19 protein-coding genes are annotated in these 22,950 nt (G+C 55.4%); 2 read left to right on the top strand and 17 right to left on the bottom strand.

Features of this window, described 5'->3' with window-relative positions; translation table 11 throughout:
- Positions 1–7: 7 nt before the first annotated feature.
- The 4 genes from mazG to cysM all read right to left on the bottom strand — a co-directional run bounded on the left by mazG (position 8) and on the right by cysM (position 5,460).
- A complete protein-coding gene (gene mazG / locus D467_RS0102105) occupies positions 8–826 on the bottom strand; it encodes a nucleoside triphosphate pyrophosphohydrolase (RefSeq protein ID WP_018915854.1) in 819 nt (272 codons plus the stop codon).
- The gene (gene relA / locus D467_RS0102100; RefSeq protein ID WP_018915853.1) at positions 826–3,102 is read right to left on the bottom strand and encodes a GTP diphosphokinase; all 2,277 of its coding nucleotides are present in this window, start codon (positions 3,100–3,102) and stop codon (positions 826–828) included. The genes mazG and relA overlap by 1 nt, the downstream gene beginning before the upstream one ends.
- A gap of 69 nt (positions 3,103–3,171) precedes the next feature.
- Entirely contained in the window at positions 3,172–4,563 is a 1,392-nt protein-coding gene (rlmD, locus tag D467_RS0102095; protein WP_018915852.1) for a 23S rRNA (uracil(1939)-C(5))-methyltransferase RlmD, read from the bottom strand.
- Positions 4,564–5,460 (bottom strand): cysteine synthase CysM, encoded by an 897-nt coding sequence (gene cysM, locus D467_RS0102090; RefSeq protein WP_026285571.1) that lies wholly within the window; start codon positions 5,458–5,460, stop codon positions 4,564–4,566.
- Positions 5,461–5,550: 90 nt separating this feature from the next.
- Between cysM and D467_RS0102085 the strand changes: the two genes are divergently transcribed.
- A complete protein-coding gene (locus D467_RS0102085) occupies positions 5,551–8,268 on the top strand; it encodes an ATP-binding protein (protein ID WP_040460037.1) in 2,718 nt (905 codons plus the stop codon).
- Here the strand turns inward: D467_RS0102085 and acpS are convergent.
- The 12 genes from acpS to rpoE all read right to left on the bottom strand — a co-directional run bounded on the left by acpS (position 8,252) and on the right by rpoE (position 19,368).
- Positions 8,252–8,629, bottom strand: a complete 378-nt coding sequence (gene acpS / locus D467_RS0102080) for a holo-ACP synthase (RefSeq protein ID WP_018915849.1) — start codon at positions 8,627–8,629, stop codon at positions 8,252–8,254. The two genes, D467_RS0102085 and acpS, sit on opposite strands and share 17 nt — an antisense overlap.
- 3 nt (positions 8,630–8,632) lie before the next feature.
- Positions 8,633–9,457 (bottom strand): pyridoxine 5'-phosphate synthase, encoded by an 825-nt coding sequence (gene pdxJ, locus D467_RS0102075; RefSeq protein WP_018915848.1) that lies wholly within the window; start codon positions 9,455–9,457, stop codon positions 8,633–8,635.
- A gap of 35 nt (positions 9,458–9,492) precedes the next feature.
- Positions 9,493–10,185: a DNA repair protein RecO gene (gene recO, locus D467_RS0102070; RefSeq protein ID WP_018915847.1), complete on the bottom strand. Its 693-nt coding sequence runs from the start codon at positions 10,183–10,185 to the stop codon at positions 9,493–9,495.
- An 8-nt stretch (positions 10,186–10,193) separates the two neighbouring features.
- Positions 10,194–11,093, bottom strand: a complete 900-nt coding sequence (gene era / locus D467_RS0102065; protein ID WP_018915846.1) for a GTPase Era — start codon at positions 11,091–11,093, stop codon at positions 10,194–10,196.
- On the bottom strand, positions 11,090–11,782 hold the full coding sequence (gene rnc, locus D467_RS0102060) for a ribonuclease III (protein ID WP_026285570.1): 693 nt from the start codon (positions 11,780–11,782) through the stop codon (positions 11,090–11,092). The genes era and rnc overlap by 4 nt, the downstream gene beginning before the upstream one ends.
- Before the next feature lie 64 nt (positions 11,783–11,846).
- Positions 11,847–12,650, bottom strand: a complete 804-nt coding sequence (gene lepB, locus D467_RS0102055; protein ID WP_018915844.1) for a signal peptidase I — start codon at positions 12,648–12,650, stop codon at positions 11,847–11,849.
- A gap of 14 nt (positions 12,651–12,664) precedes the next feature.
- The gene (gene lepA, locus D467_RS0102050) at positions 12,665–14,482 is read right to left on the bottom strand and encodes a translation elongation factor 4 (protein ID WP_018915843.1); all 1,818 of its coding nucleotides are present in this window, start codon (positions 14,480–14,482) and stop codon (positions 12,665–12,667) included.
- A gap of 194 nt (positions 14,483–14,676) precedes the next feature.
- Entirely contained in the window at positions 14,677–16,098 is a 1,422-nt protein-coding gene (locus D467_RS0102045) for a DegQ family serine endoprotease (protein ID WP_018915842.1), read from the bottom strand.
- A gap of 65 nt (positions 16,099–16,163) precedes the next feature.
- A complete protein-coding gene (locus D467_RS0102040; RefSeq protein ID WP_018915841.1) occupies positions 16,164–16,613 on the bottom strand; it encodes a SoxR reducing system RseC family protein in 450 nt (149 codons plus the stop codon).
- Positions 16,614–16,686: 73 nt separating this feature from the next.
- Complete coding sequence (locus tag D467_RS0102035) at positions 16,687–17,631, bottom strand: MucB/RseB C-terminal domain-containing protein (RefSeq protein ID WP_018915840.1); 945 nt, start codon at positions 17,629–17,631, stop codon at positions 16,687–16,689.
- Between the two features lie 49 nt (positions 17,632–17,680).
- Complete coding sequence (locus D467_RS0102030; protein WP_026285569.1) at positions 17,681–18,427, bottom strand: sigma-E factor negative regulatory protein; 747 nt, start codon at positions 18,425–18,427, stop codon at positions 17,681–17,683.
- Between the two features lie 341 nt (positions 18,428–18,768).
- Positions 18,769–19,368: an RNA polymerase sigma factor RpoE gene (gene rpoE / locus D467_RS0102025; protein ID WP_018915838.1), complete on the bottom strand. Its 600-nt coding sequence runs from the start codon at positions 19,366–19,368 to the stop codon at positions 18,769–18,771.
- Positions 19,369–19,697: 329 nt separating this feature from the next.
- On the opposite strand from rpoE, the gene D467_RS0102020 reads away from it, so the two are divergent.
- On the top strand, positions 19,698–20,774 hold the full coding sequence (locus D467_RS0102020; RefSeq protein ID WP_018915837.1) for a 3-deoxy-7-phosphoheptulonate synthase: 1,077 nt from the start codon (positions 19,698–19,700) through the stop codon (positions 20,772–20,774).
- Between the two features lie 48 nt (positions 20,775–20,822).
- On the opposite strand, the gene dinG is transcribed toward D467_RS0102020, so the two are convergent.
- Complete coding sequence (dinG, locus tag D467_RS0102015) at positions 20,823–22,949, bottom strand: ATP-dependent DNA helicase DinG (RefSeq protein ID WP_018915836.1); 2,127 nt, start codon at positions 22,947–22,949, stop codon at positions 20,823–20,825.
- Position 22,950 lies beyond the last annotated feature (1 nt).

The raw sequence follows: 22,950 nt of genomic DNA, 5'->3' as shown, positions 1-22,950 counted from the left end.
AAAAATTTTATTCTTGATCTTTAGCCGCCTGCCAGTGGGCTTCCATCTCATCCAGGGAAGCCTCGGTTAGCGGACGTTGGCTCGCATTTAACGTGCGCTCCACATAGCGAAAACGGCGCTCGAACTTGGCGTTGGTACCGCGTAAACACTGCTCAGGATCAGCGCCGAGCGTTCGGGCTAAATTTGTCACCGCAAACAGCAGATCCCCTACTTCCGTTTGGGCGTGGCGGGTATCACCTTCCGCCAGGGCTTGTTCCACTTCCTCAAGCTCCTCACGGATTTTATCGATAACGCCGCGCGCATCGGGCCAGTCAAACCCCACCCGCGCCGCGCGCTTGGAGAGCTTGGCGGCGCGGCTTAATGCAGGCAGCGTATGCGGCACATCATCCAAGACAGAAGGCGCCTCGGTGCGCTCGGCGCGCTCCTCTTCCTTAAGCGATTCCCAGCGGCGGTTAACCTGTAGGGTTTGTAGTTCTTCAGCGCTCACACCCGGTGGGCGGCGCGAGGTAAGCGTGCCCTCAGGGAACACGTGCGGATGACGGCGCAGCATTTTAGCCGTCAGCGTATGCACGATATCGTGAAAATCAAACCGCTGCTCTTCCGCGCCAAACTGGGCGTAATACACCACCTGAAAGAGTAGATCGCCAAGCTCGCCCGGCAGCTCATCGAAGGCGCGCCGCTCGATGGCGTCGGCAACCTCGTAGGCCTCTTCCAGGGTATGCGGCACAATACTGTCCCAGCCCTGCTGAATATCCCATGGGCAGCCCTGTTCAGGGTCACGCAATACCTGCATCAACGTCAGCAGGTCATCCAGGTTATAGCGCATCAGCGCCCTCCATGCTGATCGTCTTTATTAGGGTCTGCGTTTCGCAGGCGGCGTACTTCGGTCACATTGGGCAGCTGCTGGATACGCGAAAAGAGCCGACCCAGTGACTCAAGACCATCTACCTCTAGCGTAATCCGCAGGCGCGCGATGCCTTCGTTGGTGTCGGTCAGGGTATTGACCGCCAGCACATTGACCTTCTCATTGCCCAGCAGGCCCGTTACATCCCGCAGTAGACCGGAACGGTCCCAGGCCTGAATTTCGATGGTGACCGGGTAGCGGGTATGTGCGCGTTCGCCCCACTCCACTTCTATAATCCGCTGCGGTTCTTCCATGCGGAGCTGCAAAATATTGCTGCAATCCTGACGGTGAACCGTCACTCCTCGCCCTTGGGTAATAAACCCGACAATCGACTCGCCCGGAACCGGCCGACAGCAGTTGGCCATGCTGGTTTTTAAATTGCCTACGCCGAGTACCGTGATATCACTTTTGGGCGTTTTACTGGGTAGCCGACGGGGCTTGGCAAGCAGGCGCTCCAGCTGTTCCTGATCGTCGGTTTCGCCAAACAGCTGCTGCGCTTGATGCAGCACCTGTCCAATCCGTAAATCTCCCGCACCAATCGCTGCGTACATATCATCAGCGTTTTGATAATTGACCGCATCAGCAAGCTTGGGTAGATCCAGCCCATCGACGTCCAGACGGCGCATTTCCCGCTCAAAGATTGCGCGGCCCTCGTCCAGGTTTTGATCGCGCGCCTGATGCTTGAACCATGCCTGAATTTTGGCGCGCGCCCGGGAAGTGCGCACATAGCCCAGGCTGGGGTTTAACCAGTCCCGGCTCGGCCCGCCTTTGGTGGCGGTAAGAATTTCCACCTGCTGGCCCGACTTGAGCTTGTAAGTCAGCGGTACAATGCGACCATTGACCTTGGCGCCCCGGCAGCGATGGCCGATTTCGGTATGAACGCGGTAGGCAAAATCGATGGGCGTGGCAATCCGCGGCAAGTCGATAACGTGCCCGTCGGGTGTAAATACGTAATTTCGATCCGGCGCGACATCGCTTGAGAGCCCTTCGCGAAGATCACCAAAGCCACCCACCTCATCCTGCCATTCCAGAACCTGACGCAGCCAGGCGATTTTTTCTTCATAGCTGCGGCTTTTGGCGTTGGTATCGTGGCCTTTGTAGCGCCAGTGGGCACATACCCCAAGCTCGGCGTCATCGTGCATGGCAAAGGTGCGGATCTGGATTTCGAGCACTTTGTTTTCAGGCCCGACCACCGCGGTGTGCAGCGACTGATAGCCATTTTTCTTGGGGTTGGCAATGTAGTCGTCAAACTCGTCTGGCACGTGGTGCCAGCGCGAGTGGACAATGCCCAGCACGGTGTAGCAGTCGGTCACTTCGGGAACCAGGATACGCACTGCACGGACGTCGTGAACTTCAGAGAAGTCGATCCCCTTGCGCTTCATTTTGCGCCAGATCGAATAGATATGCTTGGCCCGGCCGCTCACGTCATGATGGGTAATGTGCTGCGCTTCCATCAGACCTTTGAGGGTTTCCACCACGTCATGTATGTAGCGCTCGCGATCAAGACGCTTCTCGGCGAGCAGCTTGGCGATCGCTTTATACTCATCTTCATGCAGATAGCGAAACGAAAGGTCTTCAAGCTCCCACTTGATCTGTCCGATGCCCAAGCGGTGAGCGAGCGGCGCGTAAATATCGGCCACTTCCCGCGCCACCTGCAGGCATTTTTCGAGCGGGGCGTCCTTTACCTGACGTAGCGCACAGGTGCGCTCGGCAATCTTGATCAGCGCAACGCGAACGTCCCCCACCATATTGACCAGCATTTTGCGCAGATTTTCCTGCTGATTATGCTGGCTCATACCGTGATTGGGGGCGAGCGGATAGCTGATGGCCGCCATTTGCAGCACACCATCAATCAAGGTGGCGACTTCACTGCCAAACCGCTTGGTAACGGCGTCCAGGCTGAGCAGCTCTTCGCGCACGGCGCGATAGAGTACGGCGGCTTCCAAGGTTGCCTGGTCGAGTTTCAGGTCGGCCAGGATATCGGCCATTTCAAGCCCCATGCGGAAGCTTGAACCGGATGATAGCCATACGCGATGGGTATTAGGCGCCTCACGATCCAGCTTTTCAGCCAGCTCACAGGCCTCTATAAGGCGTTCGGGTTCACGTAAGCGCACATCTTCTTGTAGGCGCGTTAACCATTGTTGTATGTCCACCTTGCCGCTAGCCATCAGCGGTTGGTCTTCACGCACTTTCACCATGACTATGTTTCATCCCTTCAGGGTGTTAGCCAACACTGGCCAACACCGTGGCTTGATGCGATGGGCAGGCTAGCCCTCGTACTCGAACAGCATCAGCGTTTCCATATGTGCAGTGTGCAGGAACATATCCGCCACTGCCACTTGCTTGATTCGGTATCCTCCATGCAATAGATGCGCCGCATCACGAGCAAGCGTTGCCGGGTCGCAAGAAACATAGGCCACACGGGGGACCGGGTAACGACCCAGCGCCTGACATATACTCTCGGCACCGTTACGGGGCGGGTCCAGCACCAGTGCATCAAGGTTGCCCTGGGCTTTTAATAGCCCATTAATCGCCGCATCATCGCTTAAATCAGCCTGTTGGGCACTAACGTCTAGCTGATTACGAGCTGCGTTCGTCTTGATCCGCGCCACCATGCTGGGACTACCCTCGACCGCATGAACCTGGGCGCCGCCCATTGCCAGCGGCAGGCTGAAATTGCCCATTCCGGCAAACAGATCCACGATGCGCTGGCCGGGCGAAGGCGCTAACCACGCTACCACTTCAGCCACCATCAGCTGGTTGACTTCAGCGTTTACCTGCAAAAAGTCCCCGGGTGCAAATGTCAGCGGTAGCGGCGGCTGGCCCTGTATACGCAAGGTTTCTTCAAGCACGGGTTCCGCGCTGTACCAATGCAGCTCAGCTGTCTCGCGACCTACCCAGGCGCCAAGCGCGATGCCCTGCTGCTCGGCAAACTGCTGCCAACGCTCGGTATCACCGGCATGTTGTTTAAGCTGACGCACCAATAGCACGCATTCAGACGCGGTGGCCAATAGCTCAATATGACCTACCTGGCGGGGTGCCTCAAGCGTGGTCAAGAATGCCCGTAAAGGAGGCAATAACGCTTGTAGCGGTTCGACCAGCACGTAACACTGGTTGATATCGATAAGCCGGTGGCTATGCGCAGCCCGGAAGCCAAGCAGTACATTATTTTGCCCATCGACCTTAACGCCCAGCCGCGCCCGGCGCCGATAGTGTTCGGTGCTGCCATGTATCAAACGGGGAGTATCTAATGTAATGCCTTGGCGGGCAAAGAGCTCGCGCAGCGCGTCCTGCTTATGCACGCGCTGAGTCTCGATATCCATATGCTGCAGCTGGCAGCCGCCGCACTGGCCAAAATAGCCGCACGGCGGTTCAACACGCTGCGCTGAACGGCTCAGCAATGCTTTTACATGCGCTTCATCAAAGCGTTTACGGTTAACGTGCACGGCCACTTCGACCCGCTCGCCAGGCAGCGTGCGGTCAACAAACACCGCCTTGCCGGCGGCGTTGTGAGCAACGCCCCGGCCATCGTGGGCCAAGCGTTCAATGACTAATGAGTCGTGCTCAGAAGAGACCGCCGCTTTTGGCGCGGACGTCCGCGTAAGCCCTGACTTTCCTGACGCAGCACGCGATGGACGCCGCTTACCCAGCATGGCCATTTATAACTCCGGGGCGTACAAGCCTGTTGAGAGGTAGCGGTCACCCCGATCACAGACAATAAAGACAATGACCGCATTTTCGGTTTGCTCGGCAATACGCAAAGCGCCTGCCAGGCTGCCGCCGGAGGATACCCCAGCAAAAATGCCTTCTTCACGCGCCAGGCGCCGCATATGCTCTTCGGCCTCTTTCTGGCCAATATCCAGCGTGGTATCCACGCGTGGCGCTTCAAAGATGCTCGGAAGATAGGCTTCAGGCCAGCGACGAATACCCGGGATGCTCGCGCCATCGGCAGGCTGCAGGCCGACAATCTGAATAGCTGAATTTTGCTCTTTCAGATACCGCGAGACGCCCATAATGGTGCCCGTGGTGCCCATGGAGCTGACGAAATGGGTGATCTCCCCCTGGGTCTGCTGCCATAACTCTGGCCCAGTGGTACGGTAGTGCGCCAGCGGGTTATCCGGGTTGGCAAACTGATTCAGCGGCTTGCCCTCGCCTTTGGCAATCATGCTGTCAGCGATATCCCGGGCTTCTTCCATTCCGCCAGCTTTACTGGCAGAAATCAGCGTGGCGCCATAGGCGGCCATCGCCTGCTTGCGCTCTTCCGAAGAATTTTCAGGCATTATCAGGACCATTTTGTAGCCCTTAATGGCCGCGGCCATGGCAAGTGCAATGCCTGTATTGCCCGAAGTCGCTTCGATAAGCGTGTCGCCGGGGGTAATGTCACCCCGCGCTTCCGCCTCATTGAGCATGGAAAGCGCCGGGCGATCCTTAACAGAACCAGCAGGGTTATTGCCTTCAAGCTTGGCGAGCAGCGTATTGTTGCGCCCGGCAGTAATCCGTTTCAGGCGCACCAGCGGCGTATTGCCTACAACATCCTCTAGCGTGGGATAATTCATCGTACGTTCCTTATCATAACCGTTATGCTGCATTATATCGGTGCTGCCTTACGCATGACAGGCAACCTTATTGAATTGCGAGCTTCTTTCATGTCTTTGAACACGCGTCTGCTATTCGCACTACTCGGTTTTCCGCTACTGGTTTATGCCATGATGTCCGTTTTGCTGATGATACAAAGCGAGACAGCACAGCGTGATGCCCTTAAACAGCGCCTTCAAGATGCTGGTGAATTACTAGCCCCCAGCTTTCAGGTAGCCATGGCAGAGGCGAATTCTGAGCGTTTGGAAAGACTCTCTCGCCAATTGCTGGATCATCACGGGCTCAATGCGGTGAGCCTTTTTGATGAGCAGGGCAACCGCTTGCTGGTACTGGGGCGTTCAACCAAGCTCTCCCCGCGTCTATCGCCACCGCTCTCAACGCAGGTAGAAGAAGACGACACTATCTGGCGGCTGCTGGTACCTCTCAGCAGCGCCCAGTTCGATATCCGCCGTAATGGAACAGGCTGGCTTGAAGCAGAAGTAAACACTCATCCACTGACACTGGAACGCTATAAGCTGCTAGCCAGTTTAAGCCTGGGGGGCATGCTGCTGGGATTGCTGCTGTTTCTAGGCGCCTTCGCCATCAGCCGCTATATCTCACGTCCCATCGAAGAGGCCAATCAAGCGCTCTACCGCTTGTCGCGCGGTGACTATCGGCTGTATTTAACCCCTGCCCGCCCCAGCGAGCTTAACCAATTAGCGGTTCATGTAAATAGCTTGACCGAGCACTTTCAGCAGTCCCAACGTGATATGCAGACCCAGATCGAGCAGGCAACCAGCGAACTGCAAGAATCAATGGAAACCATTGAAGAGCAAAATATCAAACTCGACCTGGCCCACCGTAGTGCATTGCGGGCGAACGCGGTTAAGTCGGAATTTCTGGCCAATATGAGTCATGAAATACGCACCCCGCTCAATGGCATTATCGGCTTTTGCCGTTTGCTGGGCCGCTCAACGCTGGATAACCGTCAGAAAGAGTGGCTTGAACACGTTCACCGCGCCTGCAATAACCTGCTGATGCTGGTCAATGACGTACTCGATTTCTCCAAGCTTGAGGCCAATCGCCTGACGCTTGAAGAAGTCGATATCGATATCGTGCCCCTGCTGGATGAAGTAATTGGCCTGCATGCGCCAGAGGCTCAGCGTAAGCGCCTGCATCTGGTCACCATGGTTTATGACGACGTGCCCACGCCGCTTAGCGGCGACCCGCTGCGTATTCACCAGGTGCTTAGCAACCTGATTGGCAATGCCCTCAAATTTACCCATGAGGGTGAAGTGATTGTGCGCGTGATGCTCGACAATCAGGAAGGCCAGCACGTGGTGCTACGTATCAGCATCAGTGATACCGGCATTGGCCTGAGCGAGGAGCACCAACAGCAGCTATTTAGCGCGTTCTCCCAAGCGGAACCCAGCCATTCACGCCAGTTCGGCGGAAGCGGCCTGGGGCTAACCATCTGCCGCCAGCTGATTGAACGCATGGGAGGTGAGATCAGCGTGGAAAGCGAGCTTGGCCAAGGAACGACGTTCTCCTTTACCCTGCCCCTGTTGGCCAACCAAAGCGGTGAACGGCTGCCCGAGTTAAATCTGGAAAGCCCTCTGATACGCCTTTATGAGCCGCATATCCCTACCCGCCATGCATTGGAATATTTACTGGAGCGCTGGGGCGCTATCCCTATGGTGTTTAGCGCCAAGGGCGAAGAAGACCTGCTGATTTTAGGCCTTGAGCAAGAAGAGTTTGAAGCTGCGAAAAGACATGAATGGCAACAATTGATTGAGCAAGCCGGCTGCCCGGCGCTGATTCTGGCCAATACCACAAGCTTTGACTTACCCCCTTGGGAACTCCCTCATGGTGGCGAAATGCTGTGCAAGCCGTTTACCCGCGTACAGCTCGCCACCACGTTGCGCCATCTACTTCAGCCGGTGCAGAAAAAACTTACCCCTCCCCAGGCGCGCGCGCTAAAACCGCCTATTGCCTCAGCTATCCATATTCTGATTGTTGACGATAATGCGTCTAACCGTGAACTGCTTAAGGCAATGCTCGAAACTGAGCAAATACGCATTACGCTGGCATCCAGTGGTCAGGAGGCGCTTGCCTTTGCGCTTAACCACACGGCGGACATCGTGCTTATGGATATCCGCATGCCCGGCATGGACGGTGTTCAAACAAGCCAGGCACTACGCCGCATCAGCAATCGCTGGTCACGCTGCCCGATTGTCGCGGTCACCGCACATGCGTTAAGTAACGAGCGCCAGCAGTGGTTGGCGGCGGGTCTGGATGATGTGCTGATCAAGCCTATTGATGAAACGCAGCTTCAGCAGCTATTGCAGCGCTTTTTGGACATTACAGCTTATCTGCCCGCCAGCACACAGGCCACTTCCCAGGAGAGCTCGCTAAGCTCCCCGACGAGCGAAGCGCTGCCTGCCGTCGATCTGGCACTGGGCACACGGCTTGCCGGAGGTAAGAAGCACCTTGCCTACGAGCAGCTAATTCGCTTGATTGATAATCTGGATGAAACCGAAAAAGAAATACACGCAGCTTATGCGCGCAAGGATGTCGAAGCCCTGCTGGACTGGGTGCACGGGCTCAACGGCGCCAGCCGTTACTGTGGTGCGCCCGAGCTTGCATTGCTGGTTGAAACGCTGGAAACCCGACTGCGCACCAGTGGGCTAAGCCACGTTGAAAGCCTGCTGGAAGCGCTTTATAGCGCCATGGCCCGCCTGCGCACGCAGCGTAGTATGCTGGCCCGTGGGGCTAACGCTCAAGAATGACAAAGGCGACGGCATACTCGGCTTCATCACTTAACGTGATGTGGCTGGTGGTGGCACCCGATGCCTGCATTAGCCGCTTGGCTTCATGACTTAACTGTAGATGGGGCTTACCCAGGGCGTCGTTGATTACCTGAATATCGCCCCATTGCATACCGCCGCGAAGACCCAGCCCTAGCGCTTTTACAAAGGCTTCTTTAGCGGCGAACCGTTTGGCCAGATAGGCCGTCGGCTCGCCCTTCTGCTGCCAGATGGCGTACTCATCAACCCCCAGAATCCGCTTGGCAAAGCGTGGCCCATGGCGCTCCATCGCCTGCGTAAAACGCGCTACCCGGGCAATATCAGAGCCGATACCCACAATCATAGTTTAGTGACCGCAGCATTCATGGTGGTTATGCGCATGATCATGGTCGTGTTCGTGGTCATGCGCATCCAACGCGGCCATCAGGCCTGCTTCCTGGCCTGCGATAATCAGCCGCTTCATTTCCTGCACGGCTTCTTTAAGGCCGACAAACAGCGCGCGAGCAATAATGGCATGGCCAATATTTAGCTCATTCACCCCGGGTAGCGCGGCTATCGCTTCTACGTTGTGGTAGTGAAGGCCGTGTCCCGCGTTAACCACCAGGCCCAGCGATACCGCGTGCGTGGCGGCAGCGGTCAAACGCTCGTACTCTGCATTAGCCACGTCACTGCCAGGTTTGGCTTCGGCATAAGCGCCGGTATGCAGCTCAATCGTCGGCGCGCCAGCGCGATGGGCCGCATCGATTTGCGCTTCTTCAGGGTCGATAAACAGCGACACATCACAACCCGCTTTTTTAAGCCGCTCACACGCGCTGGCAATAGCGTCAAAGCCGCCTACCACATCCAGCCCGCCTTCGGTCGTAAGCTCTTCACGCTTCTCCGGCACCAGACAAACGTGAGCCGGACGCACTTCATCGGCCAGCGCAAGCATCTCCTCGGTCACCGCCATTTCCAGGTTCATACGGGTATTGAGCATCTCGGCTAATAGCCGCACATCGCGGGGCTGGATATGGCGGCGGTCTTCGCGCAGGTGCACGGTAATACCATCGGCGCCCGCTTCTTCGGCAAGTAAAGCGGCCTGTACCGGATCAGGGTAGCGGGTGCCGCGCGCCTGGCGCAGCGTGGCGATATGATCAATATTAACGCCGAGTAGAATGCGAGGAGGATGCATAACTGTCTCCAATCAAGAAAAGTCGTAAGCGTAGACTATGGTTGACGTCGGCGGGCCAGCGCCACCATAAGCTCCCGAGAGCGCAGAGCGGTCGACCCCAAGTGCGGCGCCAGCGCAGCGCGCATAACGGATTTTAGAACGTTGGCAAGACCCGCATGCTGCCAGTCGCCTTGTTCTACATAGCGCAGTGCGCGAGCTTCGAGCCCGTTATCTGCGGGTAGAAAAGCACGGCTCTGCGCATCAAACCGGTAGCGAACCTGTGGGTCTAGCGGATTACCGTCGGGTGTACAAAAACGCGGCGTCGCTTCAAGCGCTTCAAGCAGTGCCCACTCATAGCGGCGTAAAGCTAAAGCCCGTTCAGAAGGGATAGGAAGCGCTTCAAGCAGCGCCGTATAGAAGGCAAAGACATCGCCTGCGGCGAGCTCTAACGGCAATAAGCGGGTGGCAATTTCATTCGCGTAAAGGCCGCATAGCAAGCCCTCACCCGCCAATAATGCCGTCTGCCCCCGCGACTCCATCAAGGTAAGTCGCTTGAGATCCCGCTCACCGCGCCAGCTAACAAATAGTGGCGTGAACGGCTGCAAGCGTTGACGTGACTTCGACCCCGGCCGCTGCCCGCCATGGGCAACGGCGCGTATGCGGCCATTATTCAGCGTTAATAAATCCACCAACGCACTGGTTTCACGATAAGGCTTGCGGTGCAGTAAGAAGGCGGGCTCCGCTGACATCGCGACACTCAATCGAGATCGTAACCCAGGCTTTTCAAAGCACGCTCGTCATCGGACCAACCGCGCTTCACTTTCACCCACATATTAAGCATGACCTTGGTACCCAGCGCACGCTCCATATCCAGACGCGCTTCGCGGCCAATGCTCTTGATCCGGTCGCCGTTTTCACCGATCAGAATTACCTTCTGACCTTGGCGTTCCACCAGAATCAACGCGCTGATATGCGTGACGCGCTCGGTTTCGCGGAACTCTTCGATCTCGACGGTCATCTGGTATGGCAGCTCGTCGCCCAGCTGGCGCATGACTTTCTCACGCACAAGCTCAGCCGCCATAAAGCGCAGGCTCTTGTCGGTAATCTGGTCTTCGGGGAAGAAATGCACGCTTTCCGGCAGGTACTTGGCCACTTCCTCTTCCAGCGTATCCACCTGAGTGCCGTGTTTGGCCGAAATAGGCACAACGGCTGCAAACTCTCGCCGCGCACCCACTTCTGCAAGCCAGGGGAGTAGATCACCCTTGTCCTGCAGACGATCGACCTTGTTGACTGCCAGAATCACCGGCGCTTTAACGTGCTCAAGGCGCTTGAGTACCGCCTGGTCTTCCTCGGTCCAGCGGGTGCGGTCGATAATAAACACCACACAGTCGACATCACGCAGCGCCTGGGTAGCCGCTTGGTTCATAAAGCGGTTGATGGCTTTATTGCGGTCTTTCGACATGATGTGCATGCCGGGCGTATCCACGTAGATAAACTGCGTGTCTTCAACCGTTTTAATGCCCATTACCTGGTGACGCGTGGTTTGTGGACGCCGTGAGGTAATGGAGATTTTTTGCCCCAGAATTCGATTCATGAGGGTTGATTTGCCTACGTTAGGCCGTCCGACGATGGCCACAAAGCCGCAGGATTGGCTCATGATTTGTCTCCTGGTTTTTTCTCAAGGTACGAAAGCGCTTCTTCTGCCGCCTGCTGTTCAGCATGGCGGCGGCTAGGGCCTTTACCGGTGGTATGCTCGCTTAGTAGCTCAATGTAGCACTCCACGGTAAAGGTCTGGGCATGCGCCTCGCCCTTTACAGAGACCACTTCATAGCGCGGCAGCGCTGCCTGACGCGATTGCAAAAACTCTTGTAAGCGTGTTTTAGGATCTTTCTGGGTATCTTGTAACGAGATATTCTCTAGCCGCTCGGCGTACCAGGAAAGAACGCGTTCTCGGACGACATCCATACCGGCGTCCAGATAAATGGCACCAATTATCGCTTCAACCGCATCGGCGAGGATCGACTCGCGACGATGCCCTCCGCTTTTCATTTCCCCGGAACCCAGGCGCAAGCATTCGCCAAAGGTCATTTCACGGGCTAGTTCAGCTAGCGTCTGGCCTTTCACCAAACGAGCGCGAAGGCGCGACAACTGCCCTTCGCGCGCCTGAGGGAAACGCTGAAACAAAGCTTCTGCGATAACGAAGTTAACAATCGAGTCGCCTAAAAACTCCAGGCGCTCATTGTTACGCCCACCGTAGCTTCGGTGAGTCATGGCCAACTCCAAGAGCGATTCGTCGCCAAAGGTGTGGCCGATTCGTCGGCAAAAAGCGTTTAAGGAATTACTCACAGAGCTCCTACGTCATTGACGTTAACTAAAGTGACATGATTGATCAAAACCAACCTAAACCTGTTCATTCAATGCTTCGCACACTGCTAAAGCTTGGCAAACCGCCATCCCAATGCATCCATACTGCAAAGGCACGTCCTACGATATTTTCTTCGGGTACAAATCCCCAGTAACGGCTATCGTTGGAGTGATCCCGGTTATCGCCCATCATGAAGTAGTGGCCTTCGGGCACTTCGACTTCACGCATTTGCGGCCCTGGGTCGCGCGGGTTGTTATAAATAGCGTGGCTCGCGCTACCTAGCCGCTCTTGCAATAATAGCTCTTGAGGCGCGGTTTCGGGACCTTCTTCCAGCAACGTTTTAGCGACCGGTTCGCCATTCACATAAAGCTGCTTATCTTCGTAGCGGATAAGATCACCCGGCAGGCCTACCACACGCTTGATGAAGTTGACCGATGGCTCATCGGGAAAGCGGAATACCATCACATCGCCGCGCTCAGGATCATCCACTTCCAGGATACGGTCATGAACGACAGGCAGGCGAAGCCCATAGGCAAACTTGTTTACCAGGATGAAGTCACCAACCTCCAGAGTTGGGCGCATTGAGCCCGAGGGAATCTGGAACGGCTCGACAATGAAGCTGCGCACCACCAGCACCACCAGCAGCACCGGGAAAAACGAGCGCGCGTAGTCTACAGGCCATGGTTCTTTGAGCAGTTTATCCCGCGTAGGCGCATCCACGCCTTCGGTCGTTGCCGCTTCCGCCTTGGCCAGGCGCTCACGCCGCTTGGGCCGCAACCAGACAGCATCAATGAAATAAATGACACCTGAAATTGCAACGGCCAGTACCAGCAGTAATGAAAAATCCATAGAGGACGTATTCCCTAGTCGTTAACCTTGAGCACAGCGAGGAAGGCATCCTGGGGAATTTCAACACGCCCCACCTGTTTCATCCGCTTTTTACCGGCTTTCTGTTTTTCCAGCAGTTTCTTCTTACGGCTTACGTCGCCGCCATAACACTTGGCGGTCACGTTCTTACGCAGTGCCTTCACCGTAGAACGCGCCACGACCTGACCACCAATGGCCGCCTGAATAGCCACGTCAAACATCTGACGCGGAATCAGCTCTTTCATTTTCTCGACCAGCAACCGGCCACGGCTGTGGGCGTGGTCACGGTGAATGATCACCGCGAGAGCATCTACCTTTTCGCTGTTGATCAGTACATCCAGACGCACCAGCTTGGCCTCTTCAAAACGCTCGAAATTGTATTCAAGCGACGCATAGCCACGGGAGATGGATTTCAGACGATCGAAGAAGTCCATGACCACTTCCGACATCGGCAGCTCATAGGCCAGCTGGATCTGGTTACCCAGGAACTGCATGTCCTTCTGGGTTCCACGGCGTTGCTCACACTCGGTGATCACGTTGCCCACGAACTCCTGCGGCACCAGAATGCTCGCCCGCACGATAGGCTCACGCATTTCATCCACGTCTGCCATATCCGGCAGCTTGGAGGGGTTAGAGACGTAGATGACGTCGCCATTTTTCATGGCGAGTTCGTATACCACGGTAGGGGCAGTGGTAATGAGATCAATATCGTATTCGCGCTCAAGCCGCTCCTGGATGATTTCCATGTGCAGCGTGCCGAGGAAACCAACGCGGAAACCAAAGCCCAGGGCATCCGAGTTTTCCGGTTCATACTCTAAAGAAGCATCGTTGAGCGCGAGCTTTTCAAGCGCATCACGGAAGTCTTCGTAATCATCGGCGCTGACCGGGAACATACCGGCATACACCTGAGGTTTCACCTTTTGGAAACCCGGCAGACGCGGCACATCGGGCGTTTTGGTATGGGTGATGGTGTCACCCACCGGCGCGCCGTGGATCTCTTTAATACCGGCGACAATAAAGCCCACTTCACCGGCGCGCAGAATGTTGGTTTCTTTGCGCAGCGGGGTGAAAATGCCCACTTCGGTGGTGTTCCAATCGCGGCCCGTTGACTTGATACGGATTTTTTCGCCCTTGCGCAGCGTGCCGTCAAACAAGCGCACCAGCGAAACAACGCCCAGATAGTTATCAAACCAGGAGTCAATGATTAGTGCCTGCAGGGGCGCATCCCGGTCGCCTTTGGGCGGCGGAATATCCCGAACCAAACGCTCAAGCAGGGCATCGATACCGATACCGCTTTTGGCTGACACCTGACAGGCGTCAGTAGCATCAAGGCCAATGATTTCCTCGATTTCTTGCGCTACCTTGTCTGGGTCGGCTTGAGGTAAATCGATTTTATTGAGGACGGGCAGCACTTCCAGGCCCTGCTCGATGGCGGTATAGCAGTTAGCCACCGATTGCGCCTCAACCCCTTGGGCCGCATCCACAACCAGCAGCGCCCCTTCGCAGGCATAAAGCGAGCGCGATACTTCGTAGGAGAAATCCACGTGCCCGGGCGTATCGATGAAATTGAGCTGATACACCTCGCCATCGGCCGCGGTGTAATCGAGCGTCACTGACTGCGCTTTAATGGTAATGCCGCGCTCGCGCTCAATATCCATGGAGTCGAGCACTTGCTCTTTCAGCTCACGCTGGGTCAGGCCACCACAGGTTTGGATCAAACGATCAGAAAGGGTCGATTTCCCGTGGTCAATATGCGCGATAATCGAGAAGTTTCTTATGTTTTTGAGCTTGCTGCTAGAAACGTCATGGGACATCGAGAGTGTTCTGCCTTAGTGATACGCAAGCGGCTTTAACAATGGCCGCCTCGAGAGTTTAAAGCTCGAAAACAGTCGGCCCCTTGGCCGCTTTATCTATTTTCGTTAAAAAGATAAGCGCTATTGTAGCGATATGCGGGGGATAGGAACAGCAGTCCGGCGAGAACCGCCGGACTGAATAGGCAGGAAAGCGCTTATTCCAGGCGCAGAGCGACAAACAGTGAGCGTCCATCACGGTAAATACGCAGTGGAATTGCCCGATCGCTAGGCAGTCCTTCAACAATGCTCAACAGCTCATCGGCTGATGACACACCCCGGTGGTCAATGCTTACCAGTACATCGCCCACTTGCAGGCCTGCCTGTGCGGCAACGCTACCTGGCTCAACCTGGCGAACTTCAACACCTCCATCGATGCTCAAGCGCTCACGCACGGTATCGTCAAGCTCAGCGACCGAAATCCCTAAGCGTACCTGGTTATTGCTGCCCTCGCCCTCGGCCTTTTCGGAATCCGGCCAGTGACCCAGCTCAACGGTTTCGGTAACTTCTTCGCCATCACGCATCAGGGTCAGCTCTACCTCACTGCCTGGGGCTACACGGCCAATCAAACGCGGTAGCGAGCTTGAACGATCAACCTCATCGCCATTTACGCTAATAATCACATCGCCTGCGCGTAAGCCGCCTTGAGCCGCGGGGCCTTCAGGGTCTAGGTCGGCAATTAGCGCACCGCTGGCATTTGCCATACCAAACGATTCGGCTAAATCACGCGACACCGGCTGGATCATCACGCCCAGCCAGCCGCGGTCAACGTGGCCGCCTTCGCGCAACTGGTCGGCAACGTCCATGGCCACATTAATCGGGATCGCAAACGAAAGCCCCATAAAGCCGCCGCTGCGGGTAAAGATTTGCGAGTTAATCCCGACCACTTCGCCGTCCAGATTAAACAGCGGGCCACCTGAATTACCGGGATTTATCGCCACATCGGTTTGAATAAACGGAACGTAAGCATCGCGCGGCAACGTACGATTGATTGCACTCACAATGCCAGCAGTGACCGAATGGTCAAAACCAAAGGGAGAACCGATAGCGGCAACCCACTCACCCACTTTCAAATCATCAGAATTGCCTAGATTCAGAACGGGCAAGTCCGTTGCATCAATTTTCAGCAGAGCCACGTCCGTTTGCGCATCGCTACCAATGAGTTCTGCAGGAAGCTCACGACGGTCATTTAAACGCACCAGAATTTCATCAGCATCCTGCACCACGTGGGCATTCGTCATGACGTAGCCATCTTCGCTAATCACAAACCCGGAACCCAGCGATTGGCGCTCTTCACTACGCCCCTGGCCACTCCCTGGCGGGGTGGGAAAACTATCGCCAAAACTATCGCCAAAGAAATGCCGAAAGATTTCCGGGATTTCCTGACCGCCGAATCCACCTATGGAAGGAGCGCTACTGCGCTGGACAGTACGGCTGGTGGAGATATTGACCACCCCGGGAGCGGCGTCTTCAACCAGCTCAGTGAAATCAGGTAAATTATAAGCGTAAGCACTTTGACCGATTGTCAGGAGTGCCATCAGGCATAGCCATAGTGCCGAGGGGAGAACCAAGCGCTTCATGCAAGAGCTCCTACTAAAGCAGACATCAAACGAAGGAAATGCAACTCATGCGAGGTGCAGGACAATTAACTGACCAACCGTGGGCGAAAGCGTTCCGTTCGCCCGCTAAGCAAATATTTTAAACCTAACACTCCGATTAACAGGGTTGCAAAAAAGCTGGCAGGAACAGCCCACTCCACCACATTTATTGCAGCCAAGCACCCAGCCAGCAGCAACGCCATAACAAGCGGTAATGCATAGATGAGTAACGCCAATAGGGTTATATCCGAGCGCTCAAGGGAAAGCGTTACTTGGCTACCCAGCGGATAGCGCTCGCCAAGTAAGGGGGCAGGATGAGAAGAGGTTACTTCGATGCGCTGGCGCTGCTGCCGAGCAAGTATGCCCATGCCACAGCCTCGGCCCTGAGCACACTGCTGACACGCCTCTTTAACCGATACATCGACTAACAGCCCATGTTGGGTATAGCCGACGACGCTTCCATAGCGCTTTAAAGCATCACACGAGGGCTTAATCACTGCACATTACTCTGACGTAATTTACTTGTAGTAAAGGACATTAATAGTAAAGGGCATTAACCGTTAGTCACGTTTAATCAAATTCGACCGAATGAACAATACGCTGAAGCATGGACGGGGGAACTTCGCCAATACCTACCAGCTGCCATTGCAAGTCACCTTGGGCATGCGCTTCAACCGCAATCGAGGAGACACCAATTTGGCTAACGCCGCTCTTGAGATTTTGTGTGCCCGCCTGGGGTTCGGCAAAAATACTTATCGTTGCCAAGCCATCGCTATACAGGCGCTGATTAGCTTCTTGGCCTTGCGCTGAAACAGGCTGCGCGACAAAACCTTCCGGTAGCCACTCCGCGTGCCAAGATGGCTCAGAAGCGGGTTGTGTAGCGTCCACTACAATCTGCCCCTCGTAACGCTCGGGCTCATGCAGCTGGGTTACCTGAAAGGTTTCGAGAATACGTCCGGTAGGGTCGCTCAGCACATGCTTAAGTAGCAGTCCCGTGGTGTTATCTAACCACCATTCATGGGTATAGCGCTGATTATCATGGGGCTCAAAACGCAGTTGCACTGCGTCCCGCCCTGCAACACGCGCGCCCTCTTCCAAACTAATGTCATAAACTTTTGACGTGTGCTCCGTCCAACCTTTTAGCGAAGGAAAGCCATTGCTTCCATTAGCTTTCCAGGCCAGCTGCCCCACTCGCGAGCGGCGCTCAACACTGATGGAAGGTCCATCAAGTTGCTGCACCACCTGCTGGCGGATGCCATCCTGAATGCGATGGGAAAGCGCTAATGTACGCACATCAATAGAATTAATCGCCACCGCTCTGGCCTGGAAGGTATAGCAGTGACTAGCCTGTAAACTTCGTTCGAGCCACTGCTCAATGCTGGCGGGCGTTTCAGCAGCAGACGTATCAACACAAAGATTCTGGGTATCGCTTTGTGCATACGTCTGTAAAGGCAACAGGCTGACGCTCATTAATGCGCCCAGAGCCACCAGCCTGCTTCGCCAAGTTACCATCATGCGGGGTATTCCTTCACTAACGATCGTCGCCTTTATTAAGCCAGCGCTATCAACGCTGACCCAGCGGCTCAGTGACGGAAGAAGAACGCATCAACGGCATCCAGCTGTCGCCATTACCGTAAGCGGCACCTTGAGAGTGCTGCTCCAAATAAGACTGTAAAAGCCTTATCTGATCAACATCGATAGCGGTGCTTTGCTGCATAGTGGCAGTTTGCGGTACGGCTACCGAATCAAACCCTGCATCGCTTACGTTCATAAAGCCGCTTTGCGACTGGCCTGTAAGCCTGAACGGTGTCGGTTCAAACATCGGCATGTTGGCAGACATCACGGAGGCAGGCTGAGAAGCGCCCAGGCTTACCGGCTGTACCTGTCCTCCCATGGAACCGCCATTTGACGCAGTCACCGCCATGTCGCCGCCCGTACTAACCCCGGTACCACTGGTATTACCGTTACCAAAGAACTGCACACCGGTGATTACCATCAGAGATACAGCCGCGGCCACACCCGCGCCCCGTGCAAAAGAAATACCGTTTGAGCGCATGGGAGTGCGTTCTTGAGCATCATCAAGCAACGGTGCAGGCTCGTCTTGCAGACGCGACATGATACCAGCCGATAAATCAACGCTAATATCAACACCCTGTTCACGCTGCATCATGCTGCGGGCCAAGTGGTAACGTCGCCACGTATCTGCCGCGTCAGCGTCATTTGGTAGTGCCTTCAACACTCGGCGTAGTTCCAGCTCATCACTTTCGCTATCCATTAATGCTGAAAGTGATTCCCGTGTGTTTTGACTCATACTTCACACCCTCACACTGTGTTAAATGAAGTCCTACCGCAGTACGGCAAATAAGCAGTGACCGCTGTAACAACTTCACAGGCTAAGACCTGAACAACTCGCCTTGCATTAAGCACTGACGTTAATCCTACTTTAGTGCTTGTTGCTTAAGGCGCCGCTGTAAATAGCGTCACGGCTGCTAATCGTCTTCCGCTTATCAAAAGCGGTCAGCCTGTATGACGCCCCACTTTCCAGACAGTTCACAAAAAAAGTAAAAACGTAATTATTTGTGACCAATCCGTTAGATACCCAATAAATTCCACCATATAACATATGCTATTGGGCACTGCTGTTATTGACCATTAATCGTCGCGACTGTTCCGTGCGGTAGTCACCAAAGGCCGGATATGTTCATCCACCGCTTCACGAGCACGGAAAATTCGTGAGCGCACGGTTCCTACCGGGCACTGCATTATCTGGGCAATATCTTCATACGCCAGGCCGTCAAGCTCACGTAGCGTAATGGCGGTGCGCAGATCATCCGGCAGATTTTCAATCGCCTCATAAACCGCTGCCTCAAGCTGATCACGGGCGATGGCGGCTTCCGGTGATTCGGCATCGGCCAGCCGACCGCTTTGATCAACAATCTCGGCATCGACAATATCTAGGTCGCTACCGGGCGGGCGGCGACCACGTGACACCAGGTGATTTTTAGCCGTGTTAATGGCGATCCGGTACATCCAGGTATAAAAAGCGCTCTCGGCACGAAATTTACCCAGCGCGCGGTACGCTTTGATAAATGCCTCTTGCGCCACGTCCTGAACTTCCGAGTGATCATGTACGTAACGTCCGATCAACCCGATAATTTTATGCTGGTATTTTTTTACCAGCAGATCAAAAGCGCGCGTATCGCCTTTCTGGGCACGTTCGACAAGCTGTTGGTCCGTTTCCCGAGTGCCCATTCACACGCTCCTCCAGCTCGTACGACGTGCGTCGAGCCTTATTCCTATTAGCCCCTTTGCGCGGGCCTTCACAGCAAGCAGCATAGTGTCCCTTGGGGATTAATTAATGATAGTGATGACAGAGGCTAAATACACAATGCCCCATAAATGATTCATAGCGCTAAGTGTTACGCGTTCTGTGCGACGCATCAAGCGCTTACCCCCTACTTGCAAAATCCAGGAGCTGACACTGTTCAACGCTGCCAAGTTCCTCAATAATTGATTTTTACCACCGTGACACGCCATAGTAGGTGCCATTTTCCGTTCATTGCGCAAGCATAGGTAGCTAGATGTCAGAACAGCAGGTTCACAATCTTAACGTCCTCGCTCAGGATGTTCTCACGACGCCGGACGCGCTCAAACAGGCCGTTCCTCTTACCGACGCCGCTGAACGCACGGTTATAGAAGGGCGCCAGACTATCCAAAATATTCTGGATGGCAAAGACCCCCGCCTATTGGTTGTGGTCGGCCCCTGCTCCATCCATGATGTTGAGGCGGCCTTGGATTATGCCCGCCGCCTTCGCACACTGGCCGACCAGGTAAGTGATAGCCTGTACATCGTGATGCGTGTTTACTTTGAAAAACCACGCACCACCGTTGGCTGGAAAGGCCTGATCAATGACCCGCATCTTAACGACTCGTTTGAGATCGATGAAGGATTGCACATCGCTCGCAAGCTGCTCGTTGATCTGGCTGAGCTTGGTTTGCCGCTTGCCACCGAAGCGCTTGACCCCATTTCGCCGCAGTACCTTCAAGACTGTATCAGCTGGTCTGCGGTAGGTGCACGCACCACAGAATCGCAAACCCACCGCGAAATGGCTTCCGGTCTTTCCTCGCCAGTCGGTTTTAAAAACGGCACCGACGGCAGCCTGGATGTTGCCATTAACGCGCTGCAGTCCGTTGCCAACCCGCACAACTTCCTGGGTATTAACCAGGCCGGCCAGGTATCGGTGATCCGCACCCGGGGTAATGCCTACGGCCACGTCGTGCTGCGTGGCGGTAACGGCAAACCCAACTACGATAGCGTAAGCGTCGCCCTGGCAGAAAAAGAGCTGAAAAAAGCCAACATTTCGGCCAACATCATGATCGACTGCTCTCACGCCAACTCAAACAAAGACCCTGCCCTGCAGCCGCTGGTATTGGAAAATGTTACCAACCAGATACTGGAAGGTAACACATCCATTATCGGACTGATGATTGAGTCCAACATAGGCTGGGGAAGTCAAAAAGTACCTGCCGATCTCAGCCAGCTACAGTATGGCGTCTCAATTACCGATGCGTGCATCGACTGGGACACCACCGTTGACGCCTTTACGCGTATGAACGATAAACTGGCGTCGGTGCTAGCCAAGCGTATTACTGCGTAACGATGCCTCGCCTTACCCCACTGCAGTAAGCCTCGCAGCGGGGTAAGGTTAGTGTATTTCTCTTCGAAATGGCGGCAACGCATCTAACAGCGCCTGACCATAGCGGCGAGTTATCACACGCTTATCAAGCAGCGTAATCGTCCCGTGGTCACTCTCTTTACGAATGAGTCGCCCGCAAGCCTGCACCAGTTTGATGGAAGCATCGGGTACGCTAATCCGCATAAAAGAGTTCCCCCCCTGACTTTCAATCCATTCGGCAAGCGTTGCGCCCACGGGGTCATCGGGCACCGCAAACGGCAGCCGGGTAATCACCACGTGGGTCAGATAATCTCCAGGCAGGTCGATACCTTCGGCAAAGCTTGCCAGCCCGAAAATGATACTCCCCTTACCTTTATCAACCGCCGCGCGGTGCTGAGTGATGAGCTCCCGTTTGGGCAGCGCATCCTGGGCAAGCACACGCTCCTTGATAGCCGCTGGCAGGCCCTTTTCCACGGCGCGCAGCTGCGCCCGTGACGAAAACAGCACCAGGGCAGCCTCTTTATCGGCTAGTTGCGTTACAAATTGCACAATAGCGCTTTCATGCGCTTCCCGATCACTGGGATCGGTAGCCTCTTTGGGCACCCGTAGTACCGCATTAGCATAATTGAACGGGCTAGGCAGCGCCTGATAACGGTAGCGGTTTGCCAGCCCCGCCCGCTCCTGCAACCGTTCAAACCGACCCAGTGCGGTAAGCGTAGCCGACGTTACCACCGCACCGTGGCAGCGCCCCCATAAATGCTTGGCCAGCGTATGGGCGGCCGATACCGGGCTTGCCGAAAATTCGATTTCAGGTTCACCCGCAACGCGGCTAAGCGTTACCCACCTGGCGCTGGGCGGCGCGTTGGGCGGGTCCTGCTCGCTAAAGGCCTGCCATAGCGCATGGGCCTCAAGCGCCCGGCCATGCAGTAAGGCCACTAGCGGTAGCCAGCTTTCAGCCTGCTCGCGATCAAGGCCGGTCTGTTTATCCGGATCAAGACTCTCACGCAAAATATCGCTGATACTCTCCAGACACCGCGAAAGCGTGGCGAACATTACCAGCAGTTGCTGTGCCTGGTCGCGCAGCGCATCGGGCACCTGTCCCTTTTCAAAGCGCGACTGCAGGGTGTTTTCTTCATCTGACAGCCCGTTGGGCCGGCCGGCAATCTGATGCCCGACGCTGAACACATCGCCAAGCACCGGCTCAAGAACCTGAATCACCTCTGGCAGACCCGCCAGCAAACGCGCGATGGTTGGCTGTATTGCCAGCGCTTGGTGCAGATCCGTCAAACTGCTTTTCAGCGTTTTTAACCAGCGTACACAGCCGTGTACCGCAAATCGATGGGCGAAATGCGAAAGCGCTTTATCGGGCAGGTGATGGCCTTCATCGAAGACAAAAATGCAGTCCGCCGGATCGGGCAGAATAGCCCCGCCCCCCAAGGCCAAATCAGCCAGCACCAGATCATGATTGGCCACAATGACGTCGGCATTTTCAAGTTCACGCCGCGAGCGAAAAAAGGCGCAGGCGCCAAAATGGCCGCAGCGCCTTCCCGTGCATTGGCGATGATCAACGGTAAGCCGTCGCCAGTGCGTATCCTCAATGGCGACTGGCCAGTTATCCCGATCACCTTCCCACTCGCCCTGCCCGTAGGCTTCCGCCATATCGGTGGCCAGTACGGTAAAATCACTGCTTTGGGTTTGCAGGGAATGCTCGAATAGCGAAAGCGTGGGGTTAGGTTCAGAGCCTTCCAGCACCTCATCCAGCTTTGCGACGCAAACATAGCGGCCGCGACCTTTGGCCAGCGCGTAACGAAAGGCAATACCGCTATGGCTGGCAAGCGCGGGCAGGTCCTGGTTAAGCACCTGCTCCTGCAGGGCGACTGTCGCTGTCGAAATGACCAGCCGCTTGCCGCGGGCTTTCGCAATCGGCAAGGCAGCGATCAGGTAGGCCAGCGTTTTCCCCGTGCCGGTACCCGCTTCAAGCACACATACATGGCTGTCGCTTACGCGCTTACCTTCACTATCGCTTTCGATATCCCCCAGCGTACGGGCAATTTCGGCAATCATCAGGCGCTGCCCGTAGCGTGGGGTAAGCTCGAGCTTTTCCACCACGCGACGGTAGGCGTCTTGAATATCGCTTTTTAAGGCATTATCGAGCATG

The sequence above is a fragment of the Vreelandella zhanjiangensis DSM 21076 genome, assembly GCF_000377665.1.
Taxonomy (GTDB): domain Bacteria; phylum Pseudomonadota; class Gammaproteobacteria; order Pseudomonadales; family Halomonadaceae; genus Vreelandella; species Vreelandella zhanjiangensis.
Note: the sequence above shows the minus strand (reverse complement) of the source record. Positions and strands in the feature narration are given on the sequence as shown.

Excerpts from the sequence above, each read along its gene's own strand:
- recO (WP_018915847.1), bottom strand. The coding sequence starts at position 10,185 with ATGTCAGCGGAGCCCGCCTTCTTACTGCACCGCAAGCCTTATCGTGAA.
- relA (WP_018915853.1), bottom strand. The coding sequence starts at position 3,102 with ATGGTGAAAGTGCGTGAAGACCAACCGCTGATGGCTAGCGGCAAGGTG.
- pdxJ (WP_018915848.1), bottom strand. The coding sequence starts at position 9,457 with ATGCATCCTCCTCGCATTCTACTCGGCGTTAATATTGATCATATCGCC.
- rlmD (WP_018915852.1), bottom strand. The coding sequence starts at position 4,563 with ATGGCCATGCTGGGTAAGCGGCGTCCATCGCGTGCTGCGTCAGGAAAG.
- acpS (WP_018915849.1), bottom strand. The coding sequence starts at position 8,629 with ATGATTGTGGGTATCGGCTCTGATATTGCCCGGGTAGCGCGTTTTACG.
- dinG (WP_018915836.1), bottom strand. The coding sequence starts at position 22,949 with ATGCTCGATAATGCCTTAAAAAGCGATATTCAAGACGCCTACCGTCGC.
- rpoE (WP_018915838.1), bottom strand. The coding sequence starts at position 19,368 with ATGGGCACTCGGGAAACGGACCAACAGCTTGTCGAACGTGCCCAGAAA.
- lepB (WP_018915844.1), bottom strand. The coding sequence starts at position 12,650 with ATGGATTTTTCATTACTGCTGGTACTGGCCGTTGCAATTTCAGGTGTC.
- lepA (WP_018915843.1), bottom strand. The coding sequence starts at position 14,482 with ATGTCCCATGACGTTTCTAGCAGCAAGCTCAAAAACATAAGAAACTTC.
- era (WP_018915846.1), bottom strand. The coding sequence starts at position 11,093 with ATGAGCCAATCCTGCGGCTTTGTGGCCATCGTCGGACGGCCTAACGTA.
- D467_RS0102030 (WP_026285569.1), bottom strand. The coding sequence starts at position 18,427 with ATGAGTCAAAACACACGGGAATCACTTTCAGCATTAATGGATAGCGAA.
- mazG (WP_018915854.1), bottom strand. The coding sequence starts at position 826 with ATGCGCTATAACCTGGATGACCTGCTGACGTTGATGCAGGTATTGCGT.
- D467_RS0102020 (WP_018915837.1), top strand. The coding sequence starts at position 19,698 with ATGTCAGAACAGCAGGTTCACAATCTTAACGTCCTCGCTCAGGATGTT.
- D467_RS0102045 (WP_018915842.1), bottom strand. The coding sequence starts at position 16,098 with ATGAAGCGCTTGGTTCTCCCCTCGGCACTATGGCTATGCCTGATGGCA.
- cysM (WP_026285571.1), bottom strand. The coding sequence starts at position 5,460 with ATGAATTATCCCACGCTAGAGGATGTTGTAGGCAATACGCCGCTGGTG.
- D467_RS0102085 (WP_040460037.1), top strand. The coding sequence starts at position 5,551 with ATGTCTTTGAACACGCGTCTGCTATTCGCACTACTCGGTTTTCCGCTA.
- D467_RS0102035 (WP_018915840.1), bottom strand. The coding sequence starts at position 17,631 with ATGATGGTAACTTGGCGAAGCAGGCTGGTGGCTCTGGGCGCATTAATG.